Origin of the sequence: Paenibacillus sp. R14(2021) (genome assembly GCF_019431355.1) — a bacterium.
GTDB lineage: Bacteria > Bacillota > Bacilli > Paenibacillales > Paenibacillaceae > Paenibacillus_Z.
Map to the genome: position 1 here is coordinate 2887290 of NZ_CP080269.1, position 22736 is coordinate 2910025.

Below are 22736 nucleotides of genomic sequence, written 5' to 3' on the forward strand. Positions count from 1 at the left end.
TAAACGAAGGCGCAGACGAGGATGCCAGCAAGTATACTCAAGAGTCATCACCTCAAGCGTTTCATTGACTTGAATCAATTGTATCATAACCAACATCAAAAAAACATCTTCTTTTGCAAGCGTTTTCTAAATATTTTTTTCCAGTAAATATGGCTCCTCGAGCTTCCTTCCGAAAAGGTTTTGGGCGGGACAAGTGATGTTTGTCCTAGGCGGGACATATAGCAGTAATAGGACTATTCCAATTGCCATTAAGAGAGGGGTCATCCCTTGCATATCGTTCGTTTTATGCTGCGTCCAGCCGTCATACCGGCCTGGTCGGCCGCTCTGCTCGTGCTGCTGCTGGCGATTTTCCCAGCCGACGCGCTGCGGGCTTCGCTCAGGGGACTTTCCATCTGGTGGGAGGTGCTTTTTCCGGCACTCTTCCCCTTCTTCGTCATCTCCGAGCTGCTGCTCGGCTTCGGGATCGTCCATTTCTTCGGCAAAATTCTGGATCCGTTCATGCGTCCGCTCTTCCGCATCCCGGGCATTGGCGGCTTCGTAGTCACAATGGGCTATGCCTCTGGTTATCCCGTAGGCGCACGGTTAACAGCCCAGTTGTGGGAACAGAAGCTAATCAACCGCGCTGAAGGCGAGCGTCTCGTCGCCTTCACGACAACCTCAGACCCCATCTTCTTAATCGGTGCTGTATCGGTCGGCTTCTTCCACAGCGTCGCGCTTGCTCCTGTGCTTGCCGCATCCCATTACGGCGGCGGGCTCATGATTGGACTTCTGATGCGGTTCCATGACCGGAAAGCACCGGCCAGCCTTCCAGCGAATACAGGCAATTCCGGCTCAGGTCCATCCGGCAGGCGCAGAAGCAGGCTAGCCGAAGCCGTCCATGCCATGCACAACGCCCGCGTGATGGACGGACGGACGCTCGGCACGCTGCTGCAGGATGCAATACAAGCTGCGCTCCGCCTCATGATTGTCGTTGGCGGGCTCGTCGTCGTCTTCTCCGTCATCATGGAGCTGCTGCGGCAGACCGGCAGCATCGAGATGCTTGCCGGCATCGTGCGCCTCCTGCTCGGGTTCGCCGGCATGCCGCCGGCCCTGTCCGATGCCGTCGTGAGCGGCATCTTTGAAGTTACACTCGGCGCCCGGGCTGCCGGAGAAGCCGGCGGCAGCGGACTCATGCATCAGGCCGCAATCGCAGCCTTTGTACTCTCCTGGAGCGGCCTGTCCGTTCATGCGCAAGTCGCCAGTCTGCTGAGCCGTACGGACCTTCGCTACAAGCCGTTTTTCCTTGCGCGCTTGCTGCATGGCATTATCGCCGCCGCGCTTGTATATCTCCTGTGGAGCTGGCTGGGGCCGGCTGCTTGACATTGTATTCAACATCATTTTCCGCTATGATTCAAGGAGAAATGGCTGATACGCTTTATGCATGCAAGTATCGGCTAGCGGAAGGAGCTAGTACGTTTGAACTATGTAATTGTTGACCGCGGCGACCGGCTGTCGAAAGAGCTTGCCGCCAAATTCCATACCCTTGCCGAAGCCCGCGGGCTGAAGCGCAACGACGAAAAACCCGAAATGATCATCTCGATCGGCGGCGACGGCACGCTGCTGCAAGCCTTCCACACCTACGTAGACCGCGTGGAGGATGTTGCCTTTATCGGTGTACATACCGGCCATCTCGGCTTCTTCGCCGATTGGAAAGCGGAGGAGCTGGAGGAGCTTGTCTGCATGATGGCCGAAAGCGAGCCGAGCATTGTGCGCTACCCGCTTGCGGAAATCGTGCTTGATACGACCGAAGGGCTATCGACGTATACGGCACTCAATGAATTTACGCTCAAAGGCGTAGACAACACGATCGTCGCCCAAATCGATATCAACGACGAGCTGTTCGAGATGTTTCGGGGCGATGGCATTGTCGTGTCGACGCCTTCCGGCAGCACCGCGTACAACAAGAGCTTGGGAGGCGCTGTCATTCACCCTTCCATTGAATCGCTGCAAATCGCCGAGATCGCGTCCATCAACAACCGGGTATACCGGACGCTTGGCTCATCGGTCGTTCTGCCGCAGCATCATCACTGCGACATCATATCGCGCAAAGACCAGCGGCTCCAGCTGACCTTCGACCACTTGAACATTACTAGGAACGATATCCGCTCCATCCGGTGCAGCGTATCCTCCCGCAAGGTCAGCTTTGCGCGCTACCGGCCATTTCCATTCTGGACGCGCGTACGCGAAGCGTTCCTTGGCTATGAAGTAAAATAACATGGACCCTTACCGCGCTTATTTTCGAATCGTGAAGCCCTACCGATGGCTGATCGTGATGACGCTGATCATCGGTATCATTAAGTTTACGATTCCGCTCACGCTGCCTCTGTTTATCAAATATGTCGTGGATGACGTACTGCTCTCCAAGCTGTCCGCAGCCGATAAAACGACCAAGCTGTACAAGGCTGTAGGACTGGCGTTCCTGCTGTTTGTCGTCGTTCGCTATCCCGTCGAGTACTTCAGGCAGTACTTCGCGCAATTTATTACGAGCCGCGTCCTCTACGATCTGCGCAACAAGCTGTACGCCCATTTGCAGCAGCTGTCCCTGCGCTTCTATCAGAACCGCAAGTCCGGTGAGATCATCTCTCGCATGATGAACGATGCCGAGCAGACGAAAACGCTCGTCGAAACAGGCCTGATGAATGTTTGGCTGGATATGTTCACGCTTGTCATCGCACTCGTTATCATGTTCAACATGAATGTTACGCTGACGTTCGTTGCGATTGCGATTCTGCCCTTCTACGGCTACGCGGTTAAGAAGCTGTATAAGCGGCTGCGCGGCTATTCCCGTTCCCGATCGCAGGCTATCGCCGAAATGCAGGGCTACTTGAACGAGCATGTGAACGGCATTCCCGTCATCAAAAGCTTCACGCTCGAGTCTTACGAGGAGCGGCAGTTCGGCAGCAAGAACAATACCTTTCTGACCCGTGCCTTCGCCCTCACCCGGTGGAATGCGCTCACGCAGTCCATCATCAATACGCTGACGGAAATCGCGCCGCTTCTTGTTCTCGCCTGCGGCGGTTATTTGGTTGTGCAGAAATCGCTCACGCTGGGTGAATTCGTCGCCTTCTACGGTTATCTGGACCGGCTTTACAGCCCGCTTCGCAGACTCGTGAATTCCTCGACGGAGCTGACCCAAGCCTCAGCCTCGCTGGAACGCGTCATGGAGCTGCTCGGCGAGCATCCCGAGATTCAAGATGCCCCGCGCGCAGTCGCGCTGAAATCCGTGGAGGGGGACATCGTGTTCGATGGCGTCTCGTTCCGTTATCAGAACGAAGCCGAATGGGTACTGCGAAATATCAGCCTTACGATCCGCCAAGGGCAGACTGTCGCGCTTGTCGGCATGAGCGGCGGCGGTAAATCTTCGCTGATCAGCCTGCTCGCTCGCTTCTATGACGTGCAGGAGGGCCGGATTACCATTAACGGACAATCCATCGACAGCGTCACGCAGCAGAGCCTGCGTTCGCATATCGGCATGGTGCTTCAGGATAACATCCTCTTCAGCGGAACTGTCAGGGATAATATCATGCTTGGCAATACGGAAGCGGACGAGGACGCTATTGTCGCAGCCGCCAAACGAGCGAACGCGCATGCGTTCATCCTAACTTTACCGAACGGTTACGATACCGAAATCGGCGAGCGCGGCGTTAAATTGTCCGGCGGGCAGAAGCAGCGAATCGCCATCGCCCGCGTATTTCTGAAGGATCCAGCTATTCTTGTGCTGGACGAAGCGACCTCGGCGCTTGACCTAGAGTCAGAGCATGCCATTCAAGAATCGCTCAGCGAGCTGGCCCAGAACCGAACAACGCTTGTAGTCGCCCACCGATTGTCAACCATTACGCATGCCGATCTGATCGTAGTCATCGAACACGGCGAAATCGTGGAGCAGGGCAAGCATGAGGAATTGATGCAGCTTGGCGGCTCCTATGCCCGGCTTTTTAACGTTCAATACCTATAAACCGCATACAAAAAGAGACGCCGATTTCATCCCCTTGCGGGTGAACCGGCGTCTCTTTGCGTTAAGGCTGTTTGGGACCGGGCTCTTTGCCCCGGTTATGCTGCTGCTCCGATGCGGCCGCAACAGGCGCTTTGTTGTTGTTGAAGTGATTCCGTTTATTCCGGCTCCGCTCTGGCCGATCTGAACGCTCTTGGCGTTCGCCGCGATCGTTCCGCTCGCCGCCGCGGTCATTCCGCTCTCGGCGTTCGCCGCGCGGCTCATTGCGCTGCGGCTCTTGCCGGTGCTGATCGTTCCGTTCGCCGCGCTCCGGACGCTCACTGCGCTCCGAACGATCGCTGCGATCAGGCCGCTCGCCGCGCTCTTGATTGCGGTCGCCCCGCTCTGGGCGTTCCTGACGCTCAGAGCGATCGCTGCGGTCATGCGCCTGCTGTTGATTCCGGCCTGACTGCTGGCCTTGGCGCGGACCGTGCTCACGCTCTTTATTAAACGGCTTGCGGCTCTCACGCGGGCCGTCTTTCTCCTTCTCGACATCCTTGGAGGTTTCCTTGCGGCTGTTGCGCTGCTGTTCCCTCCGCAAGTCACGCTCATGCCGCGGCATGAATTTCACATGCTGATTCTCGGAGGCCGGCGCATCGTGCGCCTTGGCAGCCGCTATCGCTTGGGAGGCCGTCATATAAGCCTCTTCGGCCCCGTCCGGAAGCTCGATGCCGTCTAGTTCGCCGTCCTCGGTAATCTCGCCGTCATCCCCCTGCTTGGATCCGCCCGGCTGCTTCTCTAATACGAAATAAGCGCAGCCGAAATTGCAGTATTCGTTAATATAATCCACCATAGAGGAAATCGCGCTTTCGCGTGTCGCCTTCGGATGGTTATCGCGGAAGAACCCTTTAAGCCGCAGTTGATTATAGCCCCAATCCCCGATTACGTAATCGTACCGTTCCAGCACTTCACTGAATCGTTCGCGGAACGCTTCAAGATTCCAACCGTTTCTGTTCTCATGAATTAATGCGTAGGCTCTGCCGCTAATATGGATCAAGACTGCATCTCACTCCTTCTCACAAGGCTGCGCTTTGGGCTTCCTCTGCAGATTTGACCTGCTCATGCGCATGGTACGAGCTGCGAACGAGCGGTGCGGATTCGACGTGGCTGAATCCGCGCTTCAATCCTTCTTCTTTCAGCTTCTTGAATTCGTCCGGATGTACGTAGCGCTCGATCCGCAGGTGATTCGCAGAAGGCTGCAAATATTGACCAAGCGTCAAAATATTGCAGTCTACTGCGCGCAAGTCGTCCATCGCTTGCAAAATCTCATCCCATTCCTCGCCAACGCCAAGCATGATGCTCGATTTGGTCGGAATATCAGGCTGCATTTCTTTCGCTCGCTTGAGCAGCTCCATGGAACGCGAGTATTTGGCTTTCGCCCTTACCCGGTCGGAGAGCCGTGCAACGGTCTCTATATTGTGGTTCAGAATATCCGGTTTGGCATCCATAACAGCCTGAAGCGCGTCCCAATTGCCAAGGAAATCCGGGATCAGCACTTCCACGCTGCAAAGCGGGAGCTTGCGGCGAACGGCCTTAATCGTTTCCACGAAAATGCTCGCTCCGCCATCGGCCAAATCATCACGGGCGACTGACGTAATTACGCAGTGCCGCAGTCCCATTTGCTCCGCGGCCTCCGCCACGCGCTCCGGCTCCTGCAAGTCCAGCTCCGTAGGCAGGCCTGTCTTAACGGCGCAGAATCGGCACGCCCGCGTGCAAATGTCGCCGAGGATCATGAACGTTGCCGTTCGGTTCGCCCAGCATTCGTAAATGTTCGGGCATTTTGCTTCTTCGCATACGGTATGCAGCGTTTTGGAACGCATCATGTCTTTAATTTCGGCGAAATTGCCGCCTGTTGTTAGTTTTATGCGAAGCCAATCCGGCTTAGGTTGTTTTTCTTTTGTCTTCATAGGGGCATACCTGCTTTCTGTTAGCTCTGCGTCTTATTATAGCATGTTTCGGATAAAAACCAATGATTTGCAGACCATAACAGCAGGACAGCACCCTTCAAAAAAATTCAATTATCAAGAAATTAGAACAAGAGATGCCCCTTTCGCCAAGAGCAGATCGGGACAAATTACCAGGCCCGAGAAGGGCGAATCATGACTCCGATTGAAACGGCTGGCCGTTTCTCTCCGGTTCCTCTGGGAGGATGATGCTTGTGAGATCGATGTTGATCTGCCTGATTGCCATATGCGTTGCCGCCGTTACCGGCTTTCCACATCCTAACGCCATGGCTGCAGGTCAGGCAGGTACCGTAACTGTCAAAGCGAAATATGAGACCAAGAAAGCCCCTCTTCAAGAGCTCTCCTATGCGAAACGAAAGGTGCTCTACGACGAGATCAGCGTCGTTACCGGCATTCCCTGGTATCGCCTTGCCGCTGTTGACCAATACGAGCGGACGATTACGAGAGCAAGACCCAAGACGCGCGCCCAGCTGGGTCAATATATCAGCGTATTCGTAACAGAATCGGAATGGGCCGGCGAACTGAACCCCGATGCCAAGGACCAATTCCCCTTATCCATCCACTGGTTTAATGGACTTGGCGAAGACGGCGACGGCGATGGACTCGCGGTTCGCACGAACGATATCGATCTGCTCTATTCGTTCGCGAACCATCTGATGCAGTTCGGCACGAAGGACGATGATTTCTCCATCGCGCTGTGGCAATATTACCACAACACCCGGGCGGTGCAGCGTATCCGCCAATTTGCTCGTCTGTATGAAACGTATGGCAAGCTCAATTTATTCGAGCATGCGTTCCCCGTGCCGATCGGCACGAACTATTCCTACAAGGGAACCTGGGGAACGGGCCGAAGCTGGGGCGGCTACCGCATTCATGAAGGCACCGATATTTTCGCCAATCACGGTGTACCTGCAAGAAGCACCTGCTACGGCATTATTGAGGTGAAGGGCTGGAACCCCTACGGCGGCTGGCGCCTCGGGATTCGCGATCTCAATAATTATTATCATTATTATGCGCATCTGTCCGGCTATGACAAGACAATAGACGTTGGTACCGTTGTGAAGCCGGGACAAGTAATCGGCTGGGTAGGCAGCTCGGGCTATGGCCGTCCCGGCACGCAGGGTAAATTCCCGCCGCATCTGCATTACGGCATTTACCGCGACCGCGGCTTGGTGGAATGGTCCTTCGATCCCTATCCGAGCCTTCGGCAGTGGGAGATCGACGAACGCCGCAGGCTGCGCGGACGCAAGAGCTAAACAAGAAGAGCGCTTATCCAGGCAGGCCATGCCAGCGATAAGCGCTCTTCTTTGTACGGATTACGGCTCGTCATCCGTTTTGTTCAAGCCAGCATCCCCAGACAGATCCGTACCGCCGCCCGATCCGCCGTTTGCATTGGAAGACGTATTCGGCGGGGATGTGGTCGATACGCCGCCGCTTCCTCCCGGCTGCGCCGGAAGCGCGATGCTTGGCGCATTTTGCGCGGATTCTCCGACAGGATTGCCCTTGTTATCGTAGTAGTACATCGGAACATCGCCGACGACAAGCAGGTAAGAAATCGGGATTTCCGTCTCGACAAGCTCCGGCTGGGTATCAAACGGAATGATGATCGACACTTCCGCGACGATATGCATGTACACTTCCACGAGAATCATATTGATGCCGGCGTCCTTCTGCCGGGTGTTTAAATCGACCTTGACGGCGCCGATCGGCTCGAACTTGACCGGTATCCTCGGCCCGAACGATGCGATGATCGCGCTGCCAAGCGCTTGACCGAGCGGAATCTTCTCCGGGATGTCGCCCATTTTGTCCAGCGTGGACTGTACCGTATTAATCGTCTCCGACGTAATGCGCATATGCTCCGCGTAATTGAGCATAAAGCCGGATATTTTGCCGCTGGCATTCGTTTTCCAATCAATGAGCTTATCCGCGCCGGTTTCATCTGCAACTTGCTCCGTGATGGCTTTATTAATCGCTTGGGTCGCCACCTGCTTCACGCGGACCTGCGCAACGGTCATGAGCGGCTTCTGCAAATTGCGTTCAATGAAAATAAATGTCTGGAAGAAGAATAGCAGGAACAGTGCCATCAGAAACAGGATCAGCCTGCGGCGGCCCTTCTTCCTGTCGCCCTGGCCGCTCTTGCCGCCTGTCCGCCTGCGAACGCCGCTGCTTCGCCAGCCTCTTCTTCCCCACCTTCGCATGCGACAGCCCCCTTCAATTGCCCTTTGTCCGCATTCTCATTCCAAGCTTATGCGGCAGGCAATCAAAAAAGAAGAAAGGCTATTCCCGCGTCAGCATCCCCGCTCCAAGACAGGCAGCAACGGACAGCTTGCGCACGCCAAGCTCGAACCGGATTTCGACGGTTTCCTGATTGGCCGCGATATACACGCCGGTCCCCAAAGAGCGGTGAACGAGCCGATCGCCTGCTTTCAGCCCCTCGAGCGTCTTCAGCGCGCGGGGATTCGCCAGTTCTGCTTCTTCGCCCGGCCTGCCCTCCGTCACTGTAACACCGCCGCTTGCCTGGCGGCGCCCCGCAAGCAGCACAGCCGGCTTAGCCCGTGGCTGCGGCTTACCGCCGCTCCGAGCGTTCCAGGCTGCCTCCGGCTTGCCTGCGCTGCCTGCTTCCTTCTGATGCGGCGACTGCAGGTGGCGAACCGCCGTGACGAATTGGGACTCCTTGACCTCTTCCCCGTTTCGCTTGCCGTAGCTGATCAGCGCAAGCTGCTTCTTCGCCCGCGTCATCCCGACATAGAACAGCCGTACGGCCTCCTCCATGAGCGGAGAAACTTCATCGTCTTCCTTCTTCACGTCTTCGGCGGATGGAATAATGCCTTCAATAAGATCGAGCATATAGACACGTTCGAACTCGAGACCCTTAGCGCTGTGAAGCGTAGAGAAAGTGACCGCGTTTGCGTGTTTGTTCCGCTTGGACGCCTTCATTACCGCCTCCAGGTACTTCAAGCGGTTCGCGAAATCCTCCAGCGACGGCAGACCGTCCGCGATGTCTTCGAGCGTATTCAGCATGCCCGTCAGATTCTCCTTGCGGAAGCCGAGCCGCTTGCAGATGCGATCGAGCGCCCGCTCGTAGCCGAGATTGTACCGAATGAGACGAATAGCGGCACGCGGCTCCATATCCCGCATCCGCTGGAACATCTCTTTGGCGTCCTGCAGCTGCTTCGTCTGGTAATCCTGCAGCGGCACGTGCGCGATCAGATTATCGAAGACGGATTCCCCGTTATCGATGGCAGCGAGCGCTGCCATCTGCACCTTTGTAATGTAGCCCAGCATTTTCGTGTGAATCTTCTCTAGCAGATCGGCGCGTTTGTCGGTATAGGCCATCCGCATGAAGCCGAGGACGTCTTCGAGCACCCAGTGCGTAAAGAAGCGATTGTCCCCGTCCTTCATGTAGAAGGGAATGCCCCGCCGGTCAAATTCGTTCATCAGCGTAATCGACGAAGCATTGTTGCGGTACAGCAGTGCTGTCTCGCTTAGAAGCTCCGTGCCTTCGATCTGATCCGCCAAATATTTGGCCTGCTGCTTGTAGTCGCCCAGCTGTTTAATGGCAATCGGACGATGTCCGGGATTCCGGGTAAACATATTCTTGTCATAACGATGCTCGTTGCGCTTAATGAATTCGTTCGCGATCTCCACAATATTGCGGGAAGAACGGTAATTCTGTTCCATTTTCAAGATGGCCGCTTCCGGGTAGACGCGCTTGAAGTCGAGCAAATACTGCGGCTCCGCGGCCCGCCACGTATAGATGCTCTGATCGTCGTCCGCTACGACGCAGAGGCAGCCGTGCCTGGCGGCCAGCTTCTCGATGATGGCATGCTGCACGAGCGATGTATCCTGGCTTTCGTCGGTCAGCACGTAGTCGTAGCGGTTCTGATATCGCCACAGCAGCTCGCCGCCGCCAGACAGCGCGTCGTTCGCGATGACGAGCATATCGTCGTAGTCCACAAGCAGTTTGTCTCCGAAGGAGCGCTTGAACGCCTCGTATTCTTTCATAACGGCTGCCGCTTCGGGAACATCGCAGGGTGTCTCCTCCCATTTGTGCACGGGAACGAGCTTATTCTTGTTATAGCTGATGTAGGTCGTCAGTTCTTCCATCTGATCCTCGGTCAGGTTGTCGCCTCGCAGCTTCCGGTAGATGTCCCGCAGAATCAGCTTCTTGTGCAGCGGGAGCTCTTCCTCCTCCTGCTGCTCCACTTCGCCCTCGATGATTTGAAACGCGATACGGGAACGCCGCAAATGATCGCGCATGACCTCGAACGCGAAGCTGTGTATGGTCGAGAAATTGACGCTGCCTTCGGGATGATCCGGGAAGAACCGGCTGAACCGATCCTTCATGTCCTGCGCCGATGCTCTGCTGAACGTGACGGCTTTAATCCGCGAGGGATGGACGCCCTTCACTTCCACGAGATAGCCGATCCGCATAATGATCGTCGTCGTCTTCCCCGAACCCGGCGATGCGAGCAGCAGAAGCGCGCCTTCCGTATGCTTCACCGCTTGCTTCTGTATCGCATTGAGCGCCACGCCAAGCTCGGCCTGCTTTCGGGCGAAAAAATCCATTGTTGCCATTGTCGCTCCAGGCACCTTTCTATCCGTATACTCAAACTGCAAAAAACGAAAATCCTTCTCCGGCAAAGCGAGAAGGATTCCGATCCGATAATAGGCTTCACTACCAGTATCGCAAGAATGAGCCGCCCGGCGCAACCGTTAATTTTTGCGCTGCACGCCCTGTCCCTTATTCCGCAGCTTGGCAATCCCGAGCAGCACCATCGGCATACCGAGCATGAAGAACGGCAATAGGAACGGCATTCCGAGCTTCTGCGGAAACTCCACCGAGCTCTGAACGAAATTCCGCGGGAGCAAGGAGGTCAGCAGAGCAAGAGGAGCGATCATCCACGACATGCGGCGCCAGCGCTTGATCTTCAGCCACTGGGCCGTTCCGTACGTGCTGATGAAATAATAAAGTGACACCTTGAGAAACACGCTTACGATCCAGATTGCGATGACAAGCGAGTCGAGGTTCTGAATAAAGTCGAAATACGTCACGTAACGGACTAGATGAAAGAACGGATAGGTCAGGCATTCGCCTGTTCCGACGCCAAGCACGGTAATGATGAGGAACGTGGACATGCAGGTGAGAAACGCCGCCGCGCCTACGCCAAGCATCGCATACTTCGTTCCGCAGCCGGGTTTATTCACGAACGCATACAGCATAACGAGCATGACGCAGTCGCCGAGGAAAGTCGTTGTCGGGAGCGCCCCCGTAAGCAGCTTTCCTATGCCGGAGTCCACGTACATAGGCAAGAGCTCTATTAATTTCATATCCTTCATCGCCATAATAAGCGGGATAAGAATACCGAGCAGAATAAATGGGCCGAAGAGCTCGCTGCATCTGGCGATTACCTCGATGCCCGTATGCGTGACATACATCGCGACCAGCAGCATGGCTATAATGGGAATCAGCAATGGCGTATGCGGCAAAATGGTACCCAGCACAAAATCCGCATACTGCCTTAGGATGATGGCTAAGAGGCTGTACCAGTATAGGAGGTACAGGCCGATCAGCGCATTGCCTGCCCATTTGCCCGCAATGGCCACCACATATTCCACGAACGTCTCCTTCGGAAAACGTAGACTAAGCCGCGAGCAAACAAAGGCGATCCAAACTCCGATGATGCCGGCAATGAACGTCGAAATCCAGGCATCCTGCTTCACAACATGCAGCGTGGGGTTGATGGTGAGCAGAATCGTCATGCCGGCTTGCATGACGGACATGAGCCAGAACAGCTGTTTACCGCCGAAGCGCATGTCCTTCATGGATGGCTCGTCCCGCCGTGAATCAGGAAATCGCCAATCGGCGTCATCAGCGTGTCCACCAGCTCCGTAAGTCCCGGCAAGCGGGGGAAGATCATCAACAGCGAGGCGAGCAGCCAGCACAGCGCCAGAAGGGACCAGAAGGCGCTCCGCTCCTTCGCGGGGGCGTGACGTATCCAGCGCAGCTGCACGATCGTCACCAGCAAGCTTATCGTCATTAATGCAGGAATCGCTCTCCATGTCATGATTTCGGGCTCCTCTCTTTCTCCGGCCTGCTCGCCCTGACATTAGCCAGACCGGGACGAAGCAGCACGGCTTCCGGCTTGGTAATGACTTCAACCTTCGGAAACAGCTCGTCCCATTGCGACTGCATGCGATGCCATTCTTTGGGATACGCTCTGTGGAAGACGCCGGCGAAATTGAAAATATCCGCCTTCAGCTTCCCCTGCGCTTGAGCGAGCGCCATATCGATCCGATCCTTGATGTCCTTCTCCAGTGCCTTCTCCACGATTGTGATCGATTTGGGTTCGATCGTCAGATTGGCTGCCGTCGAATTCTCAACCGCATCGTTCTCCGTATGGATCCGGGCGGTAATTTGCCATTTCCCGTTCTGAATACGTGCCTTCAGCTTCGTGCGACTCTTGATCAGCCGTACGGATACGATGCCTTGTTCGTCCTTAGGCTCGACTGTAATGACCGCATTCTTGATTTCATTCTGAAGCCAAAGCACGCCCCTTGTCGTCGTCTCATCAATGACGCCGACCATCTTATCTCCTTTAAAAACGGCCGTGCCATTCTCGAAATGCACGCTCGTATCCGGGTTGCCCTTGGTATGGGGAGCCTGCCGGCTAATCCAGGGAAGAACCGCAGCGCCTGAACCACTTGTAATCATCTGGGATAGATCCGCCAGCGTCACGCTCACGGATACCTTGTTTTTGGCAATTTCCCGCAGTGCCTCAGATGTATCGCGCTCCAAGACCGACCGCAGCTCCAACGCTTGTCTCGCTTTGCCGTGGCTGACGTATATGTAGGCGCGTTCCCTCGGCTGCGGCGCTCGCATCAAGTAATCCACTTCGTCTTGAATGCCATGCCTGGCCGCCGCTTCGCTGAAAATAAAGATTTCGGCATGCCCCCAGAACAATTTGCGGGACATCCGCTCCTGCAGATGCGAGAACGCATCGGCAAGGTTCTCTCCCTTCGCTGAATTCACAAACGTATTGGTGGAGCCCGTTCCGCCCTGGCTGCCCATGCTCATTCCGCCTCCGCCTCCGCCAGCGGCCCGAGGTACGAAGATTTGCACTGATAATTCAACCGTCTTGGCATTCACCTGGTCAACGCTCGCGCCTGTAATCAGTGCCAAATCATTAATTTCGATACGATCCCAGCAGCCAGTCAGAGGAAGAACGAGCATACAGCAGGTGACGGCAGTGCCAAGCTTACGCATTCGGCTTGTGTTCATGCTTCCCTCCTCCTTTCAGCACGGCAATCCACAAGAGCAGCATCGGAATCAGGACTTGAAAGAATAGCGAGAATAGCGGCAGGCTTGTGCCGAGCAAATGCTTGAGCACTTCAAAATTCGGCGCTGCCCAAATGGAAAACAACACCATAAGCAGGCCGACCGGAAAGACGAGCACGCGGTAATCAGGCACCTTCAGCCACTGGGCTGTGCCGAGAACCGCCAGGTAATAAACGACGGTTACTTTAATGAAGATCGCAACGAGCCAAATCGCCATGAGAATCGATTCGATGTGCTCGATGAATTCGGACAGCGAGATGTAACGAACCGCCGTCAAGAAAGCATAACTAAGTCCTTTGTTCATCTCTCCGAACAGAAATAGGATCGAGAGGTTAATGGAAAGCATGGTAAGCACAACCGAAGCGACGCTGATCATGCACCATTTAAGCACCTTCGCAGGCTCTGCTTTGACATAGGGGAGAAACAGCGCAATGACGAAGAACTGCGAATACCAGGACGACGGCACGATCGAGCCTCTAAGCGCGGGCAAAGGCCCGTACTCCAGAATCGGCAGCATTTCCTTCACATGCATATCAGGCGCCATGATGACCAGCATGAGGAAGATAAGGAAGATCGCCATCGGAATAAGCAATTGTGCGACGCGCACCCATACCTCGAGCCCTTGGAAAGTCGCGTAGGCACAGACGGCGATTAAGCATACGATGATGAAAATCATCGGCGTCTCCAGCAGAAACGTGCCCACGATAAACTCGCCGTACTCCCGGACGATGATGCCATTGGAATACAGGAAGTTGATTAAATACATGAGCGTGACCGTTTTGCCAAGATACGTGCCTAGAATAGCATCCGTATATTGGATGAAGGTCTGCTTCGGAAACCGCACATGCAGGCGGTAGCAGACATACACGATCCAGAAGCCGGTGACCGACGACAAAATCGGCGTCATCCACATGTCACGTCCCGCGGTGATCATTGTAATTGTCGGGACGCTTAGCGAGACGGTTGCCAATATGAACGGTTGCAGGAATATCGCTAGCTGAATGGGGGAAATTCGGCCTTTTTCAATCATGCGGAATCATTCCCTTGGGGGGGCTCTGGTTTCTGATTCGGCCCCTGCCGATTCGGATTGCTCACGCTTCCCGTCAGATGCGGGCGCTTGTTCAGCAGCCAGAGTGGCGAACGGAGAAGCACGTCCCGCATCTCGCTGCCTCTCATCGGTGCAAGCGGCTGCATGTACGGCACGCCTAGCGAACGGAGGGAGCACAGATGAATGACGATCACGATGACCCCGAGCATTAAGCCAAGCAGCCCCAGCATGCCCGAGAGAAACATAATTGGAAACCGAAGCATACGGATCGCGATGCCGCTGCTGTATTGCGGCATCATGAAAGAGGCGATCCCCGTAATCGCCACGACCATGACCATCGGCGCGGATACGAGACCAGCCGATGTCGCCGCTTGTCCGATCACAAGCGCGCCGACGATGCTGACGGCAGCACCGACCTGCTTCGGCAGGCGCACGCCCGCTTCGCGGAGCGCTTCGAAGGAAATCTCCATCAGGAGCGCCTCGACGAGGGCCGGGAACGGGATGTCTTCCCGAGACCTCGCTATGCTGAGGAGCAGCGAGGTCGGCACCATCTCCTGATGGTACGTAAGAATCGCCACATAAAGTGAAGGCAGCACGAGCGTCATGATGAAAAAGAAATAGCGAAGCCAACGGATCAGCGTACTGATGAAGAAGCGCTGATAGTAGTCTTCGGGCGACTGCAGCATCGCGAACAGCGTCGTTGGCGCTATGAGGGCAAACGGTGTACCGTCTATCAGCACTGATACCCTGCCCTCAAGCAGCGCGGCGCTGACGACATCAGGCCGTTCCGTCACTTGTAATTGAGGAAAGGGCGAGAATGGATTGTCCTCAATCAAGCCCTCTATATAACCGCTCTCCAGGATGCCGTCGATATTTATGCCTTTGATGCGCAATTGCGTCTCGGCGACCAGCGATTCCGCCGCGACGCCTTCAATATATACGATGAGCACTTCCGTACGGGTAAGCGTACCCACGAAGTAGGATTGGATTTTGAGCGAAGGCGTCTTGATCTTGCGGCGCAGCATCGACGTATTGACGCTGACCGATTCGGTGAAGCCCTCCCGTGGGCCGCGTACCACTGATTCCGCCGCGGGCTCCTCGATAGCTCTTTTCTCCCATTTGGCGATTCCCATCGCAAAGCAGCGGGTCAATCCGTCTATGAAGAGGAGAATACAGCCGCCGCCGATACGAAACAGCGTCTCGTCGATCGTATCGACGACCTCCAAATTGGAAATCGTCAGCACCGATGCCAGCACGTCCTCCGCATTGCCGTCGTTCATTTGAAACGGCTGCTTGACCAGCGCGCTGATGACGTGCAAATCCAGCACTTCCACGTTGACCAAGCCGTCAATGAACAGGACGAATGCTTTGGTCGATTGGCCGATGAAAATTTTCCGAAATTTAACGTCCCTGGCATTGGCATAAATGCCTGTCAGGCGTTCGTAATTGTCATCCAGTACGGCGGAAATGGATTGCGGGTTCGACGTGACGTCCATAGGCAGACTCCTTGTATGTACTAGTCCTAATTTTTCCATAATCGAGGCAAGGTAAACACCCTCCGAAAATTGGAGAGCATTCCGCCTCGTGCCGTCACAAAATGTTGTGGGAATTGCGCGTGATTTTTGTTACAATTATTGAAAATTTGTTGAAGGGGATCGTTATGGACTACATCAGCACACGAGGTAAGATCGAACCTGTCGGCTTTGTCGACGCCGTCCTTATGGGACTGGCTGATGACGGAGGCTTGCTCGTTCCGAAGCAAATTCCGCAGTTGTCTCCTGATACGCTTCATGCCTGGCAGCAGCTCTCCTATCCGGAGCTCGCGCTTGAGCTGTTCTCGCTCTACATCGACGGTGAAATCCCGCGCGATGACCTGAAGAAGCTCGTCGATGACAGCTACGGCACGTTCCGCGACGACGAAGTCACGCCGGTGCGCCGTGTAAGCAACAGCCTGCACATCCTGGAGCTATTCCACGGCCCGACGTTCGCGTTCAAGGATATCGCCCTTCAATTTCTCGGCAACCTCTACTCTTATATCTCGCAGAAGCACAATTCGACGATTCATATTCTCGGCGCAACCTCCGGCGATACAGGCGCATCCGCCATCGAAGGCGTGCGCGGTAAAGAAGGCATCCGCATCTGCATTCTTCATCCGCACGGCAAGGTAAGCAAGGTGCAGGAGCTGCAGATGACCACGGTCGACGACGCAAACGTGCTTAATCTAGCCGTTGACGGCAATTTCGACGATTGCCAACGGATCATCAAGGAATTGTTCGCGGACGTTGCGTTCAAGCAGCGCTACCATCTGCGCGCGATCAACTCCATCAACATCGCCCGAATTCTGGCGCAGACGGTTTATTACTTCTATGCCTACTTCCAGCTTGCCAAGCAGGGCCAAGGCGAGAAGGTTAACTTCAGCGTGCCGACCGGCAACTTCGGCGATATCTTCGCAGGCTATATGGCCAAGCGGATGGGACTGCCGATTCACAAGCTGATTCTGGCGACGAACGAGAACAACATCCTGGAGCGCTTCGTGACAGAAGGCGTGTATCAGCCCGGCGAATTCCGCGGCACGCACAGCCCGTCGATGGACATCCAGGTCGCGAGCAATTTCGAGCGCTACCTGTATTATTTGAACGGCGAAGATGCCGGCACCGTATCTGCGCTGATGAGCGACTTCAAGCGTGATGGACGGATCGTCATTGCCGGTGAGGCGCTCAAGCAAGTTCAAACCGATTTTGAAGCCTACGGCGTTCAGAACGACGAGTGTCTGAGCACGATCAGCAGCTATTATTCGGATTACAGCTATTTGCTGGATCCGCACACGGCTTGCGGCGTCGCCGCGGCACAAAGATATACGGCGGACGACGAAGTGACGGTCGCATTATCGACCGCGCACCCGGCCAAGTTCGATGAGGCGATCCAACTCATTAACATTAAGCAGACGGCACCTTCGCAGATTCAGGCGCTGTCAGGCAAGCCTCAGTTCCAAACGCGCGTAGCGGGAACGAACGAAGCTGTGGCTGAGCAGCTGCTCGCGTTTTTCTAAATCGTGATACATCGAACATACAAACAGCTCCCGGCGGGATATCCGCTTGGGAGCTGTTCTTATTTTAATGCGCTTATGGGCAAAAAGAGACAGGCCGTGCAGCTTGGCTGCTCGGCCTGTTGTCTCTCTGATGATCCGCTATGAATAGCTGCCTACTTTACCCGATACTCGTCGAAATACCGCGGGATGATCGTTGTCGAAGCGCCGGGCTGCTGCGGCAGCACGTAGAAGCCGTCCTTCACCGTAGCCGGTTCTTCGAAAATATGGCGAATCCACGGGATGTACTCCAGCATGACCGCGCCTTGCGTAGCAGCTACGAGATGCTGATGGATTTGGCCCATATCGCCGACATGCGGGCACACCGGAAGGTCATGCGCCGCGGCAAGTCCCGCTACCTGCAGCCATTCCGTGATGCCGCCAACGCGGGTCACGTCGACCTGTACGTACTCGATGGCACCCTGCGCGATATAGTCGCGGAACGCGTATTTGTTGTACACATGCTCGCCGAGCGCGATCGGCACGTTCAACTCGTCCGCCAGCTTGCGGTGTCCCGCGATATCGTCCGGATTCAGCGGCTCTTCCAGCCAGATCAGATCGAATTGCTCCAGCTTCTTGCCCCATGTCATCGCGGTCGTAATGTTCCACTGCTGGTTGACGTCGATCATGAGGCCGATATCGTCGCCGATCGCGCGGCGCACGGCCTGCACGCGGTCGAAGTCTTCGCGCGGGTCGGGCTTGCCGACCTTCATCTTCACGGCCGTGAAGCCGGAGTCCAGGATGGCGCCCATGTCCGAGATCAAGCGCTCCTTGCTCCAGTTCAGCCAGCCGCCGTTCGTGTTGTACGCTTTAATGCCGTTCGGCTTATGTCCGCCCAGGTACTGCCAGAGCGGCTTGTTTGCCGCCTTGGACATGATGTCCCACAGCGCGATATCGACGGCTGCGAGCGCCATATGCGTGACGCCCGCGCGGCCGATCCAGTGCATCGGACCGAAGCGCAGCTCGTCCCAGATTTGTTTGACCATGAACGGATCCTTGCCGATGAGAGCCGGCGCATAATAGCGGTCGATCGTATCGGCGATCATCTCGTCGCCTTTGGCGCATGTTCCGGTATAGCCGTAGCCCGTGAAGCCCTCGTCCGTCTCAATCCGGACGCCCGTCACTCCCCAATGGGTCGCGGCGTTAATAGCATCGGTGATGGGCGGCGTGATTGGTACATGCAGGATGAAGCTTTTTGCGCTCGTGATTTTCATGGTCGTTCCTCCAAGTCGATGAATGAGATGAATAGAATTAATAGCCGAGCGAGGCGCCTCCGTCTACCGGCAATGCAACGCCTGTTACAAAATGGGACAAGCTGCTGCCGAGGAACAACGCGGCATCCGCGATTTCTTCCGGCTTAGCCGACCTGCCGAGCGGGTACATGTCGTTCAAGCTTTGGCGAGTTGCCTGCGGATCGTGCTGCTCGCCGATCCATTTCTCCAGCAGCGGCGTTGATACGCCGGCCGGACAGATGCAATTGACTCCAACGCCGTCAGCCGCATAGTCTAGCGCAAGTGACTTCGTCATGGCGACGATCGCGCCTTTCGTCGATGCGTAAGCCGCGTTCTGCTTCTGGCCGATCAAGCCGTTTAAGGACGCCAGGAGCGAACCTCGCTCTCGTTCGAGACGTCCACGCGGTATGCGGTTGCTGACCCCGCGCCGTATGCAGCGTTGATGTCTTCCGCTGTTCGCAGCGAGTTCCGCTCGTCGATATCCGCCAGCATGACGATTCCGCCTTCTTCCGCGAAACGTTTCGCGGTCACCTCTCCGATGCCGGAACCGCCGCCGGTAATGACACAAATTTTCCCATGCAGAAGCATGCTACCTGCACCTGTCCTTACGAAATTTAGCTGTTCTGAAAAAGATAAATCGTGTATGATTCAAATAATATCATACACGATTTATAAGTCAATAGAACCGCGCAAATGATTATGCAAACGATTCGCGCAGTCTTTTATGAGCATTTTGCAAGTGAACCCGCATCGCTTCGACAGCTCTTTCCGTATCCTCGTCAAGCAGTGCCTGCACGATTGCCTCATGCTCGGTTCGTTCGGCTGGAAGCTCGATTTTGTAGTGATGCACGTTTAAATACCGATAGATTCGTTCAATTAACGAGGTCACGAGGCGCAGCAAGTTCATGTTGTCCGCATAAGCTAGCAATGTGCCATGCAGCCCTTCATTCATGCGCAGCATTCTGCCTTCCTCCTCGTTCGCCGCGGATACTTCAGGCGGCTGGGCCAGCTCTTCCAAGATCTTGTGCAGGACCGGCTTCGGCAGACGCGGCGCCGCATTCCGGATCGACAGCTCCTCAAGCGACTTGCGAATCTCGAAGATTTCGTCAATGTCCTTCAAGTTCATCTCCGCAACGAACATGCCTTTGAACGGAACGACGGTTACGAACCCTTCCGAGGAGAGACGAAACAGCGCTTCCCGGATCGGAATATTGCTGACGCCGAGATCGCGTGCCAGTTTATCGATGTTGATGCGATCGCCGGCAGCCATATCGTGCGTGATGATTTTTTGCTTTAACAAGACATGCAGCTCGTCGGTCAGCACGTAACGGCTTAATTGATTTTTAGGCATAAGGTCCACCTTGTCGTTTGACTTTAGCGTTAATTATAGCATCTATCGGGCTTGATAAAAACTAAACGAGGAGAATGACTCCGCTGCTTGTCATTCATCCTCGCCGCAGGTAATGCCATACCGAACAGTATGCAGAGCTCTATTGTTCTATTCAGCTTGCCGACTACGCTTCATGCCACAGCCGCTCTAAGTTACGCAGCCCAATCGCCGTCGCCGAGGCGCTTTCTTCCAAGCCTTCGAATTCCAGCGTCAAGTACCCGTCATAACCGGACTGCTTCACAAGCTTCAGCAGGCTGCGCACAGGCAGATCGCCTTGGCCGAATATGGCGCCGCGCAGATAGTTTCCATTCACGGTGCGAAACCATTGGCCTTCGCCGGGGTCCTGATCGAACGGACGGTAATAGAAATCCTTGACGTGAATGATCGACGCGTAAGGGAGATTTTTGGCCGTGCCGACCATAGGCGACTCGTCCACGCATAGAAAATTGCCGATATCGAGTACCGTCTTGAAATTGCGGCGGCCGACCTCCTCCAATACATGCTGAACCCGGTCGCTGTGCTGTACGCCCCAGCCATGGTTTTCGATGTTCGTCGTGATGCCGAATTGATCGGCATAGTCCGCGATCCGCTTGCTGCCTTCCGCGATTTGCGCAAGATTCCTGTGGAAATGGGCAATGCTCGCTTGCTCGTGCGGGATCGTGAACAGCACGACATCATGCCGCATGGACCGAATACCCATGCGCTGGAGCAGGTCGACATGCTGCTTCAACCGATCAATCTCGGCTTCAAAATCCGCTGCCGTTTCATGAACAAAATTTGCCGGGAGCGCATAATTCGAAAGCGCGAGCCCTAACTCGTGGGCCTTGCGGCGGACTTGTTCCGCCAGCTCCGCATCATCAACCAACGAATAACCGTAAGGAACAAGCTCAACATGCGCGCAGCCCTGCGCTTTCGCCCATTCCAGAACGTCGATTACGCTCATGTCTTTGCTGCGCAGCTTGTCCACCAAACAATACGTGCTTATGCCGATTTTCATGTACCTTCGCTCCATTCAGGTTGATCGACTGCGTGACTTTCAGCAGGCTACTCCTTCAACTTCGCCTTTCGCTGCCCCAGTTCCTCCCGCCAGCGCGCAATAAAGCGGTTCTGTTCGACCAACTCACTCAAAACAGTGATCGATGCCTCTCGAGAACCTTGCATCCATAACAAATCGCTCTTCAGCTTCCGATACCAAATCTGCTCCGGATATAGGGAAAGCGCCTTCTCGTTCTCGCTGACCGCAACCTCCAAATAACGCCGATCGCGGCTGCTTTCATATTCGCGCAGATACAATCTGGCGATGCGGTCATGAATGCGATCGGAGAAAATCGCTGCAGACGCGCTCCGGTTCAACAGATGAATGGCATCCGCTTTGCGATTCTCCGCAATCGCCCGCTCGGCGGACAGCTGGAGCTGTTCGGATGTCAGCAGGAAGGCCGCGATGATCAGCATTCCCGCTGCAATCAGGCTAACGATGCCCTTTACGGTAAATGAAGCGCCTGATTTGACTACAGTCGCTGCGGCTGAAGAAGGAGACGCTCCCAGAATGAACAATAGACCAAGTAGATAAGGAAACGATAACGAGAAGTCGACCAGGCTGTGCAAGAGCAGCGCGCAGCACGCCAGCAGGCGAAGCTGATCGTACTTCGCTTCAATGCCTACCTTATGCTTGGCAGCGGCGAAACCTCGTATGACTAGCCAGACACAAGCCGCTGCGAAGATTAGGAAACCACTAATCCCAACTTCAACCATGAGCTGCAAAGGCTGACTATGAATATACGCTGTGAAATACGAGGCCGATTGATATTGGTATTGCAAATAATTCCACGCACCGGCTCCAAAGCCCCAAACCGGCGAGTCTGCAACCATTGACCAAGCATCCCGGTAGTAGTCGAGCCGTGTGAAGCCCTCGCCCGTACGGGACCCGATCGTGCTCCAGCGCTCGATAATGCCGGGGCCAAAGTACAGGGCAAGGAACACGACTACGAGCCCCGCCGCGAGGAGCGTCAACCTGGCATAACGCGATGATAGCGTCAAGTCCGATAGTCGGAAACCGAGAACGAAAACAGCCAGAACAGGCAGCATCAGGAGCGCGGAACCATCGAATGCCCCTGCCACGGCTAAGCCCATTGCGGCATTGGCGAAGGAACGAAGCCACAGCAAGCGGATGCTGCCCCTGCTCCAGAAGAACATCATCGCGAACGCGGCAAAGCTCAGCGCGAGCACTGTCCGAGATTCGGTCAAATAGATACCGGCGGTGCACAGGAAAATCGGGATCTGGAGCCATTTGGAGCCGGATACGCCTCTTACGGATAAAGCAACAGACATGATGATGCCGATCAGCAGCAGAATGGCATAGCCGTTGGCATAATCAATAAAACCCGCCAGACGGCCGTCGACGTATCGATTAGCTGCCGCTCCAATCGGTACGGACAAGCCCGTGAGCCACACCCAAGCTGTCCAAATCCGTTGCATCGGCTGCGAGGCCGCTGAGCGTGCGATTACATAGAGGGGGATGAGCATAGCCGTTCTGAGCAAGCCGTTTAACGCTTCGTAACGATCATTACCGTAGGCGATACTCGCCGCGTACATCGCCGTTAGCGCCAGCAGGAGGTACACGATCATATCCTGCTGCAGCCCTCTGCGGA

20 protein-coding genes are annotated in these 22736 nt (G+C 55.3%); 5 read left to right on the forward strand and 15 right to left on the reverse strand.

The features are described from left to right. Window positions 1-285 precede the first annotated feature (285 nt). The 3 genes from ylbJ to KXU80_RS13455 all read left to right on the forward strand — a co-directional run bounded on the left by ylbJ (window position 286) and on the right by KXU80_RS13455 (window position 3994). A complete protein-coding gene (ylbJ, locus tag KXU80_RS13445) occupies window positions 286-1359 on the forward strand; it encodes a sporulation integral membrane protein YlbJ (protein WP_219839029.1) in 1074 nt (357 codons plus the stop codon). A gap of 96 nt (window positions 1360-1455) precedes the next feature. Then, entirely contained in the window at window positions 1456-2253 is a 798-nt protein-coding gene (locus KXU80_RS13450; RefSeq protein WP_219838704.1) for an NAD kinase, read from the forward strand. Between the two features lies 1 nt (window position 2254). Beyond that, window positions 2255-3994, forward strand: coding sequence for an ABC transporter ATP-binding protein (locus KXU80_RS13455; RefSeq protein WP_219838705.1), 1740 nt, complete (start codon window positions 2255-2257; stop codon window positions 3992-3994). A gap of 61 nt (window positions 3995-4055) precedes the next feature. On the opposite strand, the gene KXU80_RS13460 is transcribed toward KXU80_RS13455, so the two are convergent. Both KXU80_RS13460 and lipA read right to left on the reverse strand, forming a co-directional pair. Beyond that, on the reverse strand, window positions 4056-5027 hold the full coding sequence (locus tag KXU80_RS13460) for a YutD family protein (protein WP_219838706.1): 972 nt from the start codon (window positions 5025-5027) through the stop codon (window positions 4056-4058). Window positions 5028-5046: 19 nt separating this feature from the next. Beyond that, a complete protein-coding gene (gene lipA / locus KXU80_RS13465; RefSeq protein ID WP_219838707.1) occupies window positions 5047-5937 on the reverse strand; it encodes a lipoyl synthase in 891 nt (296 codons plus the stop codon). A gap of 245 nt (window positions 5938-6182) precedes the next feature. On the opposite strand from lipA, the gene KXU80_RS13470 reads away from it, so the two are divergent. Beyond that, window positions 6183-7250: a M23 family metallopeptidase gene (locus KXU80_RS13470; protein WP_219839030.1), complete on the forward strand. Its 1068-nt coding sequence runs from the start codon at window positions 6183-6185 to the stop codon at window positions 7248-7250. A 60-nt stretch (window positions 7251-7310) separates the two neighbouring features. On the opposite strand, the gene yunB is transcribed toward KXU80_RS13470, so the two are convergent. The 7 genes from yunB to KXU80_RS13505 form a co-directional block, all read right to left on the reverse strand. Beyond that, complete coding sequence (yunB, locus tag KXU80_RS13475) at window positions 7311-8192, reverse strand: sporulation protein YunB (protein ID WP_219838708.1); 882 nt, start codon at window positions 8190-8192, stop codon at window positions 7311-7313. Between the two features lie 79 nt (window positions 8193-8271). Beyond that, window positions 8272-10572: an ATP-dependent helicase gene (locus KXU80_RS13480; RefSeq protein ID WP_219838709.1), complete on the reverse strand. Its 2301-nt coding sequence runs from the start codon at window positions 10570-10572 to the stop codon at window positions 8272-8274. Window positions 10573-10710: 138 nt separating this feature from the next. After that, window positions 10711-11820: a GerAB/ArcD/ProY family transporter gene (locus tag KXU80_RS13485; protein WP_219838710.1), complete on the reverse strand. Its 1110-nt coding sequence runs from the start codon at window positions 11818-11820 to the stop codon at window positions 10711-10713. After that, window positions 11817-12062 carry a hypothetical protein gene (locus KXU80_RS13490; RefSeq protein ID WP_219838711.1) on the reverse strand — a complete coding sequence of 82 codons (246 nt, stop codon included), beginning with the start codon at window positions 12060-12062 and terminating at the stop codon, window positions 11817-11819. Before KXU80_RS13490 ends, KXU80_RS13485 begins: the two co-directional genes overlap by 4 nt. Next, window positions 12059-13276: a Ger(x)C family spore germination protein gene (locus tag KXU80_RS13495; RefSeq protein WP_219838712.1), complete on the reverse strand. Its 1218-nt coding sequence runs from the start codon at window positions 13274-13276 to the stop codon at window positions 12059-12061. Before KXU80_RS13495 ends, KXU80_RS13490 begins: the two co-directional genes overlap by 4 nt. Beyond that, entirely contained in the window at window positions 13254-14363 is a 1110-nt protein-coding gene (locus KXU80_RS13500; RefSeq protein WP_219838713.1) for a GerAB/ArcD/ProY family transporter, read from the reverse strand. Before KXU80_RS13500 ends, KXU80_RS13495 begins: the two co-directional genes overlap by 23 nt. Beyond that, window positions 14360-15877: a spore germination protein gene (locus tag KXU80_RS13505; protein WP_258171380.1), complete on the reverse strand. Its 1518-nt coding sequence runs from the start codon at window positions 15875-15877 to the stop codon at window positions 14360-14362. The genes KXU80_RS13500 and KXU80_RS13505 overlap by 4 nt, the downstream gene beginning before the upstream one ends. Before the next feature lie 164 nt (window positions 15878-16041). Between KXU80_RS13505 and thrC the strand changes: the two genes are divergently transcribed. Further along, a complete protein-coding gene (gene thrC, locus KXU80_RS13510) occupies window positions 16042-17430 on the forward strand; it encodes a threonine synthase (RefSeq protein ID WP_219838715.1) in 1389 nt (462 codons plus the stop codon). Window positions 17431-17582: 152 nt separating this feature from the next. Here the strand turns inward: thrC and KXU80_RS13515 are convergent, their stop codons facing one another. The 6 genes from KXU80_RS13515 to KXU80_RS13535 all read right to left on the reverse strand — a co-directional run bounded on the left by KXU80_RS13515 (window position 17583) and on the right by KXU80_RS13535 (window position 22713). After that, window positions 17583-18680, reverse strand: a complete 1098-nt coding sequence (locus KXU80_RS13515) for a mandelate racemase/muconate lactonizing enzyme family protein (protein WP_219838716.1) — start codon at window positions 18678-18680, stop codon at window positions 17583-17585. 37 nt (window positions 18681-18717) lie between these two features. Next, window positions 18718-19050, reverse strand: a complete 333-nt coding sequence (locus tag KXU80_RS28060) for an SDR family oxidoreductase (RefSeq protein ID WP_258171381.1) — start codon at window positions 19048-19050, stop codon at window positions 18718-18720. Between the two features lie 5 nt (window positions 19051-19055). Further along, window positions 19056-19286 carry an SDR family NAD(P)-dependent oxidoreductase gene (locus KXU80_RS28065; RefSeq protein WP_258171382.1) on the reverse strand — a complete coding sequence of 77 codons (231 nt, stop codon included), beginning with the start codon at window positions 19284-19286 and terminating at the stop codon, window positions 19056-19058. A 109-nt stretch (window positions 19287-19395) separates the two neighbouring features. Beyond that, the gene (locus KXU80_RS13525; RefSeq protein ID WP_219838717.1) at window positions 19396-20049 is read right to left on the reverse strand and encodes a GntR family transcriptional regulator; all 654 of its coding nucleotides are present in this window, start codon (window positions 20047-20049) and stop codon (window positions 19396-19398) included. A gap of 163 nt (window positions 20050-20212) precedes the next feature. Then, window positions 20213-21085 carry a sugar phosphate isomerase/epimerase family protein gene (locus KXU80_RS13530; protein ID WP_219838718.1) on the reverse strand — a complete coding sequence of 291 codons (873 nt, stop codon included), beginning with the start codon at window positions 21083-21085 and terminating at the stop codon, window positions 20213-20215. A 47-nt stretch (window positions 21086-21132) separates the two neighbouring features. After that, entirely contained in the window at window positions 21133-22713 is a 1581-nt protein-coding gene (locus KXU80_RS13535) for an O-antigen ligase family protein (protein WP_219838719.1), read from the reverse strand. Between the last annotated feature and the right edge of the window lie 23 nt (window positions 22714-22736).

Bases quoted from the DNA above. Each gene is read 5' to 3' on its own strand.
- KXU80_RS13505 (WP_258171380.1), bottom strand. From the start codon at position 15,877: ATGGACGTCACGTCGAACCCGCAATCCATTTCCGCCGTACTGGATGAC.
- KXU80_RS28065 (WP_258171382.1), bottom strand. From the start codon at position 19,286: ATGCTTCTGCATGGGAAAATTTGTGTCATTACCGGCGGCGGTTCCGGC.
- KXU80_RS13535 (WP_219838719.1), bottom strand. From the start codon at position 22,713: ATGATCGTGTACCTCCTGCTGGCGCTAACGGCGATGTACGCGGCGAGT.
- KXU80_RS13485 (WP_219838710.1), bottom strand. From the start codon at position 11,820: ATGAAGGACATGCGCTTCGGCGGTAAACAGCTGTTCTGGCTCATGTCC.
- KXU80_RS13500 (WP_219838713.1), bottom strand. From the start codon at position 14,363: ATGATTGAAAAAGGCCGAATTTCCCCCATTCAGCTAGCGATATTCCTG.
- KXU80_RS13515 (WP_219838716.1), bottom strand. From the start codon at position 18,680: ATGAAAATCACGAGCGCAAAAAGCTTCATCCTGCATGTACCAATCACG.
- KXU80_RS13525 (WP_219838717.1), bottom strand. From the start codon at position 20,049: ATGCCTAAAAATCAATTAAGCCGTTACGTGCTGACCGACGAGCTGCAT.
- lipA (WP_219838707.1), bottom strand. From the start codon at position 5,937: ATGAAGACAAAAGAAAAACAACCTAAGCCGGATTGGCTTCGCATAAAA.
- ylbJ (WP_219839029.1), top strand. From the start codon at position 286: ATGCTGCGTCCAGCCGTCATACCGGCCTGGTCGGCCGCTCTGCTCGTG.
- thrC (WP_219838715.1), top strand. From the start codon at position 16,042: ATGGACTACATCAGCACACGAGGTAAGATCGAACCTGTCGGCTTTGTC.
- KXU80_RS13495 (WP_219838712.1), bottom strand. From the start codon at position 13,276: ATGAACACAAGCCGAATGCGTAAGCTTGGCACTGCCGTCACCTGCTGT.
- yunB (WP_219838708.1), bottom strand. From the start codon at position 8,192: ATGCGAAGGTGGGGAAGAAGAGGCTGGCGAAGCAGCGGCGTTCGCAGG.
- KXU80_RS13530 (WP_219838718.1), bottom strand. From the start codon at position 21,085: ATGAAAATCGGCATAAGCACGTATTGTTTGGTGGACAAGCTGCGCAGC.
- KXU80_RS13455 (WP_219838705.1), top strand. From the start codon at position 2,255: ATGGACCCTTACCGCGCTTATTTTCGAATCGTGAAGCCCTACCGATGG.
- KXU80_RS13490 (WP_219838711.1), bottom strand. From the start codon at position 12,062: ATGACATGGAGAGCGATTCCTGCATTAATGACGATAAGCTTGCTGGTG.
- KXU80_RS13470 (WP_219839030.1), top strand. From the start codon at position 6,183: ATGCTTGTGAGATCGATGTTGATCTGCCTGATTGCCATATGCGTTGCC.
- KXU80_RS13480 (WP_219838709.1), bottom strand. From the start codon at position 10,572: ATGGCAACAATGGATTTTTTCGCCCGAAAGCAGGCCGAGCTTGGCGTG.